Source organism: Vibrio cidicii, from assembly GCF_009665415.1.
Taxonomy (GTDB): Bacteria; Pseudomonadota; Gammaproteobacteria; order Enterobacterales; family Vibrionaceae; genus Vibrio; species Vibrio cidicii.
Genome location: NZ_CP035921.1, coordinates 2,870,574 through 2,884,864 on the forward strand (window position 1 = coordinate 2,870,574; position 14,291 = coordinate 2,884,864).

The 14,291-nt window shown below is 47.9% G+C and carries 12 protein-coding genes and 1 riboswitch; of the genes, 6 read left to right on the plus strand and 6 right to left on the minus strand.

The window, feature by feature from the left end:
* Positions 1-103 precede the first annotated feature (103 nt).
* The gene (locus EWA64_RS14115) at positions 104-904 is read left to right on the plus strand and encodes an alpha/beta fold hydrolase (RefSeq protein WP_061893850.1); all 801 of its coding nucleotides are present in this window, start codon (positions 104-106) and stop codon (positions 902-904) included.
* A 7-nt stretch (positions 905-911) separates the two neighbouring features.
* Here EWA64_RS14115 and EWA64_RS14120 read toward each other — a convergent pair whose 3' ends face one another.
* The 5 genes from EWA64_RS14120 to torD form a co-directional block, all read right to left on the minus strand.
* Entirely contained in the window at positions 912-1,226 is a 315-nt protein-coding gene (locus tag EWA64_RS14120) for a putative signal transducing protein (protein WP_082796635.1), read from the minus strand.
* Positions 1,227-1,229: 3 nt separating this feature from the next.
* Positions 1,230-1,919, minus strand: coding sequence for a TVP38/TMEM64 family protein (locus EWA64_RS14125; protein WP_061893851.1), 690 nt, complete (start codon positions 1,917-1,919; stop codon positions 1,230-1,232).
* 151 nt (positions 1,920-2,070) lie between these two features.
* A complete protein-coding gene (locus EWA64_RS14130; RefSeq protein ID WP_061893852.1) occupies positions 2,071-2,664 on the minus strand; it encodes a TfoX/Sxy family DNA transformation protein in 594 nt (197 codons plus the stop codon).
* 118 nt (positions 2,665-2,782) lie between these two features.
* A riboswitch (cyclic di-GMP riboswitch) is annotated at positions 2,783-2,872 on the minus strand.
* A 191-nt stretch (positions 2,873-3,063) separates the two neighbouring features.
* Positions 3,064-4,068: an HTH-type transcriptional repressor PurR gene (purR, locus tag EWA64_RS14135; RefSeq protein ID WP_061893853.1), complete on the minus strand. Its 1,005-nt coding sequence runs from the start codon at positions 4,066-4,068 to the stop codon at positions 3,064-3,066.
* Between the two features lie 304 nt (positions 4,069-4,372).
* Positions 4,373-5,017 (minus strand): molecular chaperone TorD, encoded by a 645-nt coding sequence (gene torD / locus EWA64_RS14140; protein ID WP_061893854.1) that lies wholly within the window; start codon positions 5,015-5,017, stop codon positions 4,373-4,375.
* Positions 5,018-5,255: 238 nt separating this feature from the next.
* Between torD and torR the strand changes: the two genes are divergently transcribed.
* Complete coding sequence (gene torR, locus EWA64_RS14145; protein ID WP_061893855.1) at positions 5,256-5,969, plus strand: two-component system response regulator TorR; 714 nt, start codon at positions 5,256-5,258, stop codon at positions 5,967-5,969.
* 97 nt (positions 5,970-6,066) lie between these two features.
* Here torR and elyC read toward each other — a convergent pair whose 3' ends face one another.
* A complete protein-coding gene (gene elyC, locus EWA64_RS14150; protein WP_061893856.1) occupies positions 6,067-6,870 on the minus strand; it encodes an envelope biogenesis factor ElyC in 804 nt (267 codons plus the stop codon).
* 97 nt (positions 6,871-6,967) lie between these two features.
* Here elyC and cmoM point away from each other — a divergent pair, with 97 nt between their 5' ends.
* From cmoM to mukB, 4 genes are read left to right on the plus strand one after another with little or no spacing between them, the layout of a single operon-like run.
* On the plus strand, positions 6,968-7,777 hold the full coding sequence (cmoM, locus tag EWA64_RS14155) for a tRNA uridine 5-oxyacetic acid(34) methyltransferase CmoM (protein WP_061893857.1): 810 nt from the start codon (positions 6,968-6,970) through the stop codon (positions 7,775-7,777).
* Positions 7,778-7,779: 2 nt separating this feature from the next.
* Entirely contained in the window at positions 7,780-9,117 is a 1,338-nt protein-coding gene (mukF, locus tag EWA64_RS14160; protein ID WP_061893858.1) for a chromosome partition protein MukF, read from the plus strand.
* Positions 9,098-9,820, plus strand: coding sequence for a chromosome partition protein MukE (mukE, locus tag EWA64_RS14165; RefSeq protein ID WP_061893859.1), 723 nt, complete (start codon positions 9,098-9,100; stop codon positions 9,818-9,820). Before mukF ends, mukE begins: the two co-directional genes overlap by 20 nt.
* Complete coding sequence (mukB, locus tag EWA64_RS14170; RefSeq protein WP_061893860.1) at positions 9,817-14,274, plus strand: chromosome partition protein MukB; 4,458 nt, start codon at positions 9,817-9,819, stop codon at positions 14,272-14,274. The genes mukE and mukB overlap by 4 nt, the downstream gene beginning before the upstream one ends.
* Positions 14,275-14,291 lie beyond the last annotated feature (17 nt).

Here is a 14,291-nt window from a genome sequence, read left to right on the forward strand (position 1 = left end):
GTGCCTTTTTGCTTTTTTTATTCCAACGCAAATCGCTATTGAGCCTTTCTATGGTAGGATTTCCGCCCTATAGTTAGCTAAGAGTGAATGAGCGGTATAATCCATGCCTCAAACGTTACTGTTTCATAAAACCTATTTACATCCAACCAGCCAGGAGTGGGTGGTTTTTGTCCATGGTGCGGGAGGTAGCTCCTCAATATGGTTTAAACAGATAAAAGCGTATAAACAACACTTCAATCTGTTATTGGTGGATTTAAGAGGACACGGAAAATCGAATCAGTTGTTTAAAAATCTGATGAGTAGCCGCTACACGTTTAAAGCGGTGACGCACGATATCCTTCAGGTGCTTGATCATCTGAAAATCCACTCAGCTCATTTTGTCGGTATGTCGCTTGGCACCATTATTGTTAGAAATCTTGCAGAGATGGCAAGTGAACGTGTGAAATCGATGGTACTTGGTGGCGCGATTACTCGCTTAGACGCTCGTTCGCAGTTTTTGGTGTCACTTGGTAATGTGGGTAAACACATTCTTCCTTACATGTGGCTATACAAACTGTTTGCCTATATCGTGATGCCGCAAAGGAATCAACAAGAATCTCGGCACCTGTTTATCCGTGAGGCCAAAAAATTGTGCCAAAAGGAGTTCAAGCGCTGGTTTATCCTAGCGGCAGAAGTTAACCCACTGATGCGCTACTTTAAAGAAAGAGAGCTGCCTATCCCGACGCTCTATTTGATGGGCGACAAGGATTACATGTTTATCAAGCCAGTAAAAGAGATGGTCGCAGTTCATAAACAGAGCGAACTGTTGGAGATCCGCGACTGTGGACATGTTTGCAATGTCGAACGCCCCGAAGAGTTTAATCGCTATTCAATCAATTTTATTCGCAGACAAATTCCAATTTAATCTGTGTTTAACTGCTGGTGTCGGGTTCGCCACAACACCAGCAGAGAGCAAATTGCCCCTCATTTTCCTCACCGCAATTTGAACAGCACCAATAAGTAGAAACGCAGGATTGGTGCAAGTACTGGCTAACGATTTTCATTGCTGCCTGGTATTGCTGAGGTTCATGTATCCATATATAGGGGTCGCTTTCACTGGTCGCAGGTAGCTCACCTTTTAAACCGAACAGATTCTCTCCCCGTATCTCACACTCGATATTCTCACTTCTCAATAGTTGACAGACGATATGTGCCTCAACAGGAGAATTGGCAGTAAATACACGCATCTTTTACCGTTCACTCTCTACAGTAGACTGAGGGCGATATTTGTTCATCAACCATTTCACTACCATAGGAAAAAGCCCAAGTAATAGAAACGACAGCAAAACGGCAGGTGAAACGATCCCGGAGAGTGAATCGATCTCGGCGATTTGTGTTCCGGCGTTTAGATAGACAACCGTGCCGGGTAGCATGCCAATTTGACTGGTTAAGTAAAAGCGACTGGCAGGCATTTTACTGAGCCCCATCAGAAGGTTGATTAGAAAAAAAGGAAACACGGGGATTAGTCGAAGTGATAGCAGATAGAAAGAACCATCTCGCTCAACACCTTGATTAATGGCCTGTAACTTATCAGAAAATTTCTTTTGCACCCACTCTCTTAGCAAATATCGACTGCTTAAAAATGCCAATGTAGCCCCAACGGTACTGGCGAAAGAGACGAGCAACAAACTAAACCAAAATCCGAACAAAGCAGCACCGAGTAAGGTAACGACAGTGGCTCCGGGGATGGAAAAAGCAGTCAGAGCAACGTATAGAAAAAAATAAGTGATTGCGGCCGTTAGCCAATGTTGGCTGATAAAGTTGCTAAGTAATTGCTGTTGAGCTTTGGCATTTTCTAAAGTGAGGTAGGGCGCAAAGTGATAGAGTAAAATAGCCATCACACTGACTAAAAGAAGGCCAAAAAGCAGTTTTTTGTTCATCGTATTTTCCAAGTTAAATTCTTTAATCTAAGACAGGAAAAAGCACAAAAAAATTTCATACAAAGCGAAAAAACTAAGCACAGCGTTGAATACGCCGAGTAAAGAAAAAGCCACTTCATTGTGAAAGTGGCTTTCAGAAACTTACTCAAGCTTAAGAGGAAAGCTTGTTGACTAGCTCATCTCGGCGCTTTTGAGGAATGACGCTCCAGTGTGTCCCATTGATAGCGCCTTCTAACGCCCACAATAGTTCAAGGCTAACACTTCCACTGTGCGTGTTTTTGATCGCTTCATAAGCACCAACAGAGCCTTGAATTTCCAACTGCTCAACCGTTTCAATACCTGCTTTTTTCAGCATACGCTCAGTTGCCAGCCTTAGATTTGGTAAATCTTTCAGACGATCGGGTTTGGCAACAGCTTGAAGCTCTTTTTCTTTTCGGGCGCTGTCCAAAGCTTGTCTTGCGACGCTCATCAATGCCGTCTTGTTGTCCCAAAGTGAATCGGTTACCGCGTAGTATTTGGTAACAACAGGGAAGCCACGTTTTTTGTAAACATAAGGCCTAAGGCCCTGTTTTTCGAACAATGAGGTTGTATTTTGATCCGCGCGAATATGGAGCTGATCTTTGACGACCAATGCAAACATGGTCTCATCTGCAAAAAGGCCGAATCCGCCAAACATAGAGCGAGATTTTATCGCACCAAGTTGCTCAAAAAGCTTCATCGAATCTTTGAGTATCGGTTTATCCATGATGTGTTATCTCGGTGTAATTACAATTACGCCACCCATAAATCAGGTCCGAGAGATTAGCAAACCAATGCATACAAGATGTCATTAGAGAGTCAACTTAATGTAATGCATTTTTGCCATCGGGAACCCCGCTACCTACCAAAACAGTATTTGGTTTAGGCCGGAGGCTTTGCGTCCCACCCTTTCAGATGGTTTGCCCTGTGCGTGACAGCTAAAGGATACGATTTCTATTGGACTAACATCACATTTTAGGATTGAAAGTGTGATCTTGGTTCAGGTAATAGTTTGCGGGAAATGAGGAAAAACTCGTGTGCGACAGTATCTGGTTATTTGTCACAATAATGATTTTGTTTTGACACAAAAAACAGACGCCGAAATGGCGTCTGTTTTTTAACATTCTCAGTTCAGTTTTTTAACTGTGTCGCGGATAACGATTTCTGGATGCATCTCAAAAATGCGTTTATCGTGCTCCTTGTCTTTAATGCGTTCTAGGAGAATTTCAAATGCATTTTTACCCACACGGCGCTTTGGCTGGTGAATCGTGGTAAGCGGTGGAGAAAAGTACTCGGCCAGTTCTATGTTGTCGTAACCGATCACTGATATGTCGTCGGGAATACGAATGTCGAGTTGTTGTAAACGGCTCATTAGACCAAGTGCCATAGTGTCGTTAAAGCAGAAAATCGCGGTTGGGCGATCGTCCCAAGAGGCAATCTTATCGGCGACCAGTACTGCAGTGTCACATTCAAAATTACCTTCTAAGATCCAATCTTCGTTGACCGCTAGGTTCGCTTCTGCCATTGCGCGTTTAAAGCCAAGAATTCGCTCCTGACACGCCGCTTTTTCAAAATGACCGCTCAAGCAGGCAATCTTGCTGTGACCGTTATCAATCAGGTACTTGGTTGCGAGATAGCCACCTTCTTCCGAGTTATCGATGATCTTGTCGGCTTGTGAGCTAATTGGACCCCAGTCCATGATTACTTTTGGAATATCGGCGTGTCTATCGAGCATTTCACGCAGTTCTTCGGTCAGATCTGAACACATCACCAAGATACCGTCGACGCGCTTTTCTGCCAGCATACGGATATAGTCGCGCTGCTTTTCATAGATGCCACCGGTATTACATAGAATCAAGGTATAACCTTGGCGGTAGCAGTAGCTTTCTACGCCATCAATCACTTCAGAGAAAAAGAGGTTAGTTGACTGAGTAACCAGCATGCCAATGGTGCGAGTTGTATTGCATTTCAAACTGCGTGCGACGGCGCTGGGCGCGTAGTTGAGCTCATCCACCGCTTTCATTACTTTTTCTTGAGTTGCTTCTGCAACAAAGCGGGTTTTGTTGATCACGTGTGAAACGGTCGTGGTTGATACGCCGGCTAAACGTGCGACATCTTTAATTGTGGCCATAGTCTTGTCCTGTCCAAGGTTACCGCGGGAATAGTTGGCCGGGTAACGCTCTTGCTACCTTTCTTTGCATCGGTCTTGAACATGGAAAGAGACCCAAGAAAAGCAGCAGCTTAGCTAAAAAAACACAAAAACCGCTGTTTTTCAGCGGTTTGCATTAAATTCATATTTTATCGTTTGCGGTCTCAATTTTATATCGAGATACGTCAGCAGGCAACCAGCTCAGCACGCGAATATTGTATCCGTGTTCACACTTTATTGGTTAAGCTTCACTCGAGTGATTGCTCTATTGATAAGCCTGTAATTATTATCTAAGTAAATAGTCACTGTCCAGTTTACAAAATGCAATTAATAGTTTTGCGACACTGGCATAGAAGCCAAATTGGTCGTGTTGAATACACTGCTGGTAAAATTGCGGCAGCCAAGAAAGCAGCATGCTTTCAATAAACTGCTGCTGCTCGGCAAGTGCGGTTTCCATATGGCGCTCTTGTTCCAGCTCATTCGAGCGGATAATTAGATGGCCTAAAAAGTCCAGTTGAATAGCGAGGTGATCCGCAGGTTCATTGATATTTTCGCTCACTTTTACGCCGTGATCTGTCATCAGTTTTTCCATTATTCTGGCAGGTTCAGCGTTGAGTAACCCGGATTGATCGAGATAGATAGAAGCGTAAGGCAAAGCGCCATGTTTTGCGCTTTTCAGAAAAAGGTCGCAAAAGTCTGCGGCCAGTTCAAGTTGAGCATCTTGACGGTCAAGCAGTTTATTCAGTGTTTCCACCAGTTGCTGCGCTTCAATCCGCAAACGGTCATTTTCGGCTAAATCAGAAAGAAATGAGCGAATTTCTGCGCTGTGATATTTGTCCAGTTCGACTTGGTTTAACTCTTTGGCAAAAAGACTCGAAAACCACCAGTAAATTTCGGCACGTTTTTCATTAAAGGTTTTGATTTCTTGCATTTTATTCCTGCTCCTCAAGGCTTCTCTGATTAGTCTAACCAATAAAAATGAACAGCGGTCGCCCTAATTATTAATGGGTTATTTAATTATATGTCACCTTGTAAATGGGCAAAAAATAAGCTTGTCTTGAATCAATAAAACCTGAGATTGTTGGGTTAACTTTGATGTGACGCTAGAAATGTGACTATTTATGAATAGAATAAATCGGCGTAGACAAGAATGACAGAAAGTGGTGTAAATGAGCTATCACGTATTAGTCGTAGAAGATGATGTAGTGACACGAGCTAAATTGGTGGGTTACTTCCAAAATGAAGGATATACCGTCAGTGAAGCAGAAAGTGGAGCAGAAATGCGTGAGGTATTGAACAACCAAGCCATCGATTTGGTGATGTTGGACATTAATCTCACTGGAGAAGATGGCTTGCTTTTAACCCGTGAACTGCGTGGTCAATCGGATATCGGCATCATATTAGTGACAGGTCGCACGGATAGCATAGACAAAATTGTTGGTTTGGAGATGGGGGCGGATGATTACGTGACCAAACCGTTTGAGTTAAGAGAGCTGTTAGTTCGAGTGAAGAACCTGCTATGGCGTATGTCTTTAACCGATACGGCAAAGCAAAAAGGGCGTGCCGACGAGCAGGAGCTGCATGTTGTGCGCTTTGCTGATTGGACGTTTGACATTCATCGTCGGGCATTGAGCCGCAATGGTGAACCGGTAAAATTAACCAAGGCGGAGTATGAGTTATTAGTAGCACTCTCGTCATATCCCAACCAGGTGCTGAGCCGTGAGCGCATTTTAAACATGATTAGCCATCGTGTTGATGCGCCTAACGATCGCACCATCGACGTGCTGATTCGCCGCATGCGTGCCAAGATGGAGTTTGACCCCAAGAATCCGCAAATTTTTGTCACAGTTCACGGCGAAGGCTATATGTTCGCAGGCGATTAAAAGCCAGAAATGCGCTAAAGCAGACCGCTTGATCTCAGTGTCGAACAATAAAAAACGAGCTGCACAGTCAGCTCGTTTTTTATTGGATGGCTTCGTTTTAAGCAGGATTTTTCGCGGCGACTTTTTCGTTGTTAGGTGCAGTGGTCAGTAAATCGCGCAAAGATTGCCAAATAATGCCTAAAGTTTCATACCAATAGCGTTCGGTTTGCTCTAAATAGAGCGCTTTTGGCGCGTATTTGTCCCAAGCTTGGGTGATCTCTTTTTGCGCCAAATAGTTGGTAGGGGCTGGCAAAGGGGTTAAGCCGGCATCGTTAAACTCTTTCAAAGCTCGGGTCATGTGACTGGCCGAGGTAACCAGCACCAACTGCTTCTGCCGAACAAAAGCGGCGGCCTGTCGTGCTTCTTCCCAAGTATCTTTGGCATCTTCCAACAAGATAATGTCGGATTTCGCTACCCCAAGCGCTAGAGCCACATTCGCCATCATCCGGGCATGACTGATTTCAGAACCGCCAGCGTAACCAGACAAAATCATTTTTGCTCCCGGGTACATACGCAAAATGCGAATCCCTTCAGCAAGGCGCATCAAGGCGGTGCGACTGAGTTCAGAGGTCGGGGGAATTTGGTCGTCCACTACATGGCCATTACCCAATACCATCACGTAATCGACACTTTGCACTTCAGGTAGAAAGACCGAGTATTGGCGCTCTAGAGGCATTAAAAGTTTGCTGGCAACGGGTTGGAATGAAACCAGAAAAATGCCAGTAAAAGAGAATAAAATGACAAAGCAACCTGTTTTTTGCCTGGTAGTAAACATAATCAACATCAGGCCGAGCAGGCCGATGATGAGTAGCGCAGGCAAAGGCATGAGAAGCGCAGATACCGCTTTTTTCAGCTCAAACATACAGAAATAGTCCGAAAAAACATCACTTGACAGTAAAAAAGAGAGAATCCCTCTTTATTCCTGCTTTCCTTATGACAGAATAGCAGCACGATTCGATATGATAACCCAAGCCACAGTGAACCAAGACCGTAATTTCGACGATATTGCCCACAAATTTGCAAAAAATATTTACGGATCAGATAAAGGTGAGATCCGCCAAGTGATTGTTTGGGAAGACCTTGAGCAGGTTTTGACCGCAATCGATGCTGGCACGAAGGCGCTGACTATTCTCGATGCGGGCGGTGGCTTAGCACAAATGTCGCAAAAGCTTGCTAAGCTCGGACATCAGGTTGCGTTATGTGATCTATCTTCTGAAATGCTGCAATTGGCTGAACAGGATATTGCAAAAAACGGTTTGCTTGCGCAGTATCGGCTGATCCATTCTCCGGTGCAGTCCATTGCTGAACATTTGGAGCAACCAGTGGATTTATTGCTGTTTCATGCGGTCATGGAGTGGTTAGCCGATCCGAAAAGTGCGTTAGAGACGCTGCTTGAGCAAGTGAAACCCGGCGGGGCGGCATCCATCATGTTCTATAACCATCATGGTTTGGTTTATAAAAATGTGGTGTGCGGTAATATTCCACATGTTTTGCAAGGCATGCCGCATCGCAAACGCTTTAAACTGCAACCGCAAAAAGGCCTCGATCCGCAACAGGTTTATCAGTGGATTGAAGATGCAGGATTTGAGATTGGTGGAAAATCCGGTATTCGCTGTTTTAGCGATTACATAGGTAACCGACAGAATATGGGCGACTACCAGTATGAAGACGTGTTGGCACTGGAAAAACAGTTGTGCCGACAAGAACCATACCTCTCGTTAGGCCGATACATCCACGTATGGGCGAAAAAGAAAGAAAAGCAGGAATAACAATGAGTGAGACAACTCTCAATGCTGCAGAGCAACCAATCGATGAATTGGTGAGCTGGGTTAAGCAGCACGATTTCTCATTGAACCTGACCACAGAACGTCTGGCATTTTTGATAGCCATCGCGGTGTTAAGTAACGAAAGGTTCGATGAAGAGTTGGGTGAAGGTGAATTGCATGATGCGTTTACTATCGTCACTCGATTATTTGAAGAAACAGGTGAGGCGTCGGCGTTTCGAGCCAACAACGCAATTAACGAACTGGTTAAACAGCGCCTTATCAGCCGTTTTACCAGTGAAGTGACCGATGGAGCAAGCATCTATCGTTTGTCACCACTGGCGATTGGTATCACCGACTATTACGTCCGTCACCGAGAGTTTTCCAAACTCCGCCTCTCGATTCAGCTCTCTATGGTGGCTGGTGAAATGGCCAGAGCCATTGATGCCGCTCAGAAGGGGGGAACCGCAGAGCATTGGAAGAAAAATGTCTATGGGGTGCTTAAGTACTCGGTCGGTGAGATTTTTGACCAGATCGATCTCAACCAGCGTGTGATGGATGAACAGCAGCAATCGGTTAAACAGCAGATTGCTGATTTGCTCAACAAAGACTGGCGTGATGCGATCAACAACTGTGAGTCTCTGCTGTCTGAAACCTCCAATACACTCAAAGAGTTACAAGATACGCTACAAGCGGCAGGCGACGAGCTACAAACGCAGATTTTGGATATCCAAGAACTGGTTTATGGCGATCCTGAACTGGAGTTTATCGAAGAGACGCTGTTTGGTTTGCAGATGAAACTTGATCGCATCGTCAGTTGGGGACAGCAGGCGATTGATTTGTGGATCGGCTATGACCGCCACGTGCACAAGTTTATCCGTACGGCCATCGATATGGATAAGAACCGCGCCTTTAGCTCGCGCCTACGCCAATCGGTGAAGGACTACTTTGACCTGCCTTGGTATCTCACCTATGCCGATGCAGAGCGCCTGAGCGATCTTCGCGATGAAGCGCTGATGTTGCGTGATGAAGAAGTCACCGGACAAGTCCCCACAGAAGTGGAATATGAAGAGTTTCAACAAGTCAATGATGAGCTTGCTGAGCGTATTGGCGGCATGCTTAAAGCGCATAAAGAGCAGGGTAGACCGATTGATCTTGGCGCAGTACTGCGCGATTACCTCGCGCAACATCCTCAGACTCATCATTTTGATTTAGCACGAATGGTTATCGACCAAGCGGTTCGTCTTGGCTATTCCGAGTCGGATTATCAGGCGATTCAGCCCGATTGGCAGGCGATCAACGATTTTGGTGCAAAGGTACAAGCAAATGTCATCAACCGATATTAATGAATACATGCCAGAGAATCTGGCCAAAGCGATTTGTAACCCGCTTTTTCCCGCTTTAGATAGCCTGCTGCGTGCAGGACGTCATATCTCCAGCGAAGATCTGGATAACCACGCGCTACTTTGCGACTTTGAAGTTGAGCTATCGTCTTTTTATCAGCGCTACAACACCGAGCTGGTGAAAGCGCCGGAAGGCTTTTTCTATCTGCGCCCGCGCTCGACCTCGCTGATTGGTCGCAGCGTTTTGTCTGAACTGGACATGCTGGTGGGTAAAGTGCTCTGTTTCCTTTACCTTAGCCCAGAACGTTTGGCGCACGAAGGCATCTTCACCAATCAAGAACTGTACGAAGAGTTGCTGGCACTGGCGGATGAGAAGAAGCTGATGAAGCTGGTCACTAACCGCGCTTCTGGCTCGGATCTTGACCGCGAAAAGCTGTTTGAGAAAGTGCGCACCTCACTTCGTCGTTTGCGCCGTCTTGGCATGATCATCCATATCGGCGATACCGGTAAATTCAGCATCAGTGAGGCGGTATTCCGCTTTGGCGCTGACGTTCGCGTTGGCGATGACATGCGTGAAGCGCAGCTTCGCCTTATCCGCGACGGTGAAGCGGTGGTGCATACCAAAGAGCCAACACAAGGCAGCCTATTGGGTGATGAAGACGATAGTGAATTTAACGAGCAAGCAGAATTAGAGGGTGAAGCATGATTGAAAGAGGTAAGTATCAATCGCTGACCATGGTCAACTGGAACGGCTTCTTTGCTCGTACTTTTGATATCGATGGTCTGGTGACGACTCTCTCGGGCGGCAACGGTGCGGGTAAATCGACCACCATGGCGGCATTTATCACCGCTTTGATCCCAGACCAAAGCTTGTTGCATTTTCGCAATACCACTGAGGCGGGGAGTAGCCAAGCTTCACGTGACAAAGGCCTCTACGGTAAGTTGCAGCCAGGTGCCTGTTATGCGGCGCTGGATGTGGTGAACTCGCGCAACCAACGTTTGCTGTTTGCAGTGAAACTGCAGCAGGTGGCAGGGCGCGATAAAAAAGTCGACATCAAACCGTTTGTGATTCAAGGCTTGCCGAGCCATGTGAAGCCGACCGATGTGCTGATTGAAACTGTTTCGTCTACTCAGGCTCGCGTGCGCCAGTTGAATGACGTGAAAGAGTGTGTCGGCCAATTTGAGGGCGCGCACTTTAAATCGTTCCCATCGATTGTCGATTACCACTCGCAAATGTTTGAGTTTGGCGTGATCCCGAAAAAGCTGCGTAACTCAAGTGACCGCTCTAAGTTCTATCGCCTGATTGAAGCCTCGCTTTATGGTGGTATCTCAAGCGCCATCACCCGCTCTTTGCGCGATTATCTCTTACCGCAAAACGGTGGGGTGAAAAAAGCCTTCCAAGACATGGAATCGGCTCTGCGCGAAAACCGCATGACGCTGGAAGCGATCAAAACCACGCAGGCGGATCGTGATCTGTTCAAACACCTGATCACCGAATCAACCAACTACGTGGCCGCCGACTACATGCGCCACGCCAACGATCGCCGCAACAAGTTAGAGCAAACACTTTCTCTGCGCTCTGAGCTGTTTGGCTCACGCGAAATGCTGATTGAACAAAATAGCTTACTGACTCGCGTTCAGGAAGAGCTGGCGCTGTTGATCGAGTCGGAATCAGCATTAGAACAAGATTATCAAGCGGCGTCGGATCACTTGCAGTTGGTACAAAACGCCTTGCGTCAGCAAGAGAAGATCGAGCGTTATCAAGAAGATCTTGAAGAACTGAACGAGCGTCTCGAAGAGCAGAGTATGGTCGTTGAGGAGGCGCAAGAGCGCGTATTGATGGCCGAAGAGCAGGCGACGGTGGCCGAAGAAGAGGTGGATAGCCTCAAGACTCAGCTCGCTGACTATCAACAGGCGCTGGATGTACAACAAACGCGCGCGCTTCAATACCAGCAAGCGGTGCAAGCGCTGGAAAAAGCCAAACTGCTGCTTGGTAACGATGAAGTGAGCGCGGAAAGTGCACAGTCAATGGTTGCTCAGCTCAAAGAGAGCGAAGCGCAACAAACCCAAGCCCTATTAGCACTTAAACACAAGCTGGATATGTCTTCGGCCGCTGCGCAGCAGTTTGAAAACGCGCTGAAGTGGTTACAAAGTATCACTGGCCCCGTTGAGCGTGCGTCAGCGGCAGAGAAGGCCCGCAGCGTCATGCAACAAGCGCGTGCGGCGCAGCAGTTGCTGAGCAATGAATCTCAGTGGCGTGCACAGCATCGTGATTTGGAACGTAGCCTGAACGCACAGCGTCAAGCCCAAGAAATGGCGGATGAATACCGCAAGCAGCACAATGTTTCGCTAAGCGATGAGCTGGTGTTCGAGCAAGAGCGTGAGCGTCACCACGAGCTGATTGATTCTCTGGAGATGAGCTTAGAAGAAGCCCGTGAGCAGCGCAGTGAGCAGCGCCGTCTAGAACAAGACACCCGCGCTGAGATCGCACATTTGCAAGTGCTCGCGCCGAGTTGGATTGCGGCCAATGATGCGCTGGAGAAACTCCGAGAGCAAAGTGGCGCTGAGCTTGCCGACAGCCAATCGGTGATGTCACAGATGCAGATGGTGCTCGAGCGCGAAAAAACGCTGTCGCTGAACAAAGACAAGTTGGCAGAGCGCCGCGCCAAGCTCGAAGGCGAGATTGAACGTTTGGCATCGCCAGGCGGCTCGAACGATCCGCGCCTGAAAGGTTTGGCGGATACGCTTGGCGGGGTGCTGCTATCGGAGATTTACGATGACATCACCATCGATGATGCGCCGTACTTTAGTGCCATGTACGGCCCAGCGCGCCACGCCATCGTGGTGTCTGATCTGTCCGGCATCGAAGAAAAATTGGTTGAGCTGGACGACTGCCCCGAAGATCTTTACATCATCGAAGGGGATATCGACGCCTTTGATGACAGCTCCTTCAACGCTGAAGAACTGCATGGCGCAGTCTGCGTGCGCCTGAATGAGCGTCAAATGCGTTACTCGCGCTTGCCGGAAATTCCTCTGTTCGGCCGCGCGGCGCGTGAGCAGCGTTTAGAATTGCTGCGAAGCGAGCGTGAAGAGGTGGTTGAGCAGCATGCCAAAGCGGCGTTTGATGCGCAGAAGATGCAACGTCTGTTCCAAGCCTTCAACCAGTTTGTTGCTGAACACATCCAAGTGGCGTTTGCCGCTGACCCTGAACTGGCGCTGAACAAAGCGCGTGATACGCATAACCAATTGACTCGCACCTTGAGTGAACTGGAAGGCAAAGAGCAACAATACCGAGCGCAGATCAGTAGCAGTAAGCAAGCTTTGGTGCTACTAGATAAACTTGCGCCGAACATGCGATTGGTTGAAGACGAGACGATCGAAGCGCGTTTTGCCGAAGTTGAAGCGCAAATTAGCCAACTTACTCAAGCGAAAGCCTTTATCAGCGAGCATGGAAAAGCGCTCGCGGAACTGGAAAAAATGGCTTCGGTGTTGGAGGCTGATCCAGAGCAGTTTGACGCGCTCGAGGCCCAATTTGCAAGCGCCGATCTCGCTCTGCAAGATCTGAAAAAGCAGATTTTTGCGCTGTCGGATCTGGTGGAACGTCGCCACTACTTTGCTTATTCCGATTCGGTTGATCTGCTTAACCAAGGCAGCGAGCTCAGTGAGCAGCTTCGCGGCAAATTGGTGGCAGCGGAGCGCAGCCGTACTCGTTACCGCGAAGAGTTGAAACAAGCCCAAGGACAGATGAACCAATACAACCAAGTGCTGGCGTCACTGAAGAGCTCGTATCAAGCCAAACTGGAAACGGTGCAAGAATTTAAGCAAGAACTGGCAGAGTTTGGTGTGCACGCTGATGACGGTGCGCAAGAGCGAGCCATTCGTCGTCGTGATGAACTGCATGAGCGGCTACACACTTCGCGCAGTCGCAAGAGCGAATACGAGCGCACCATCACCTCGACCGAGCTTGAAATGAAAGGCCTCGTCAAACGTCTGAAAAAAGTGCAGAAAGATTACAGCGATCTGCGTACCTTCGTTGTGGCTGCCAAAGCGGGTTGGTGTTCGGTATTACGCTTAGCACGTGAAAACGACGTTGAGCGTCGCTTACACAAGCGTGAGCTGGCTTACCTTTCGGCCGATGAACTGCGCTCAATGTCGGATAAATCGCTTGGCGCATTGCGTCTAGCGGTGGCGAATAACGACGATCTGCGTGATGCGCTGCGCTTGTCGGAAGATAACTCCCGCCCAGAGCGCAAAGTCCTGTTCTACATTGCGGTCTATCAGCATCTGCGTGAGCGTATTCGCCAAGACATCATCCGTACCGATGATCCGGTGGAAGCGATTGAAGAGATGGAAGTGGAACTGGCTCGTTTGACCGAAGAATTGACGCTGCGTGAAAACCGCCTAGCGATCAGTTCTGAATCGGTGGCGAGTATTATCCAGAAAACCATTCAGCGTGAGCAAAATCGTATCCGCATGCTCAACCAAGGCTTGTCCAACATCGCCTTTGGTCAGGTGAAAGGGGTGCGACTGAATGTCAAAGTGCGGGAAAGCCATGAAGTGTTGCTGAACGGTTTGGCCGCGCAGCAAGAACAGCACAAAGATCTGTTTGAATCGCCGCGTTATACCTTCTCGGAAGCGATGGCGAAACTGTTCCAACGGGTCAACCCACACATTGATATGGGCCAACGTTCGCCGCAAGTGCTTGGTGAAGAGCTGCTGGATTACCGCAATTACCTCGAGTTGAGCATTGAGGTCAACCGTGGTTCAGATGGTTGGTTGCAAGCCGAATCGGGCGCGCTATCGACCGGTGAAGCGATTGGTACTGGTCAGTCGATTCTGCTGATGGTCATTCAGAGCTGGGAAGAAGAGTCACGTCGTCTGCGCAGCAAAGACATTGTTCCTTGTCGCTTGCTGTTCTTGGATGAAGCTGCACGTCTCGACGCGAAATCGATCTCGACGCTGTTCGAGCTGTGTGATCGTCTCGACATGCAACTTTTGATCGCCGCGCCTGAGAACATCAGCCCAGAGAAAGGCACAACCTATAAACTGGTGCGTAAAGTGTTTAAAGATCATGAACACGTGCATGTGGTTGGGCTGCGCGGATTTGGTCAAGAGAAGAAGCCAAAGAGCGAGGCTCAGGAGCTGTTGGAAGCCTTCTAATCTTTCCGATGTAAGTT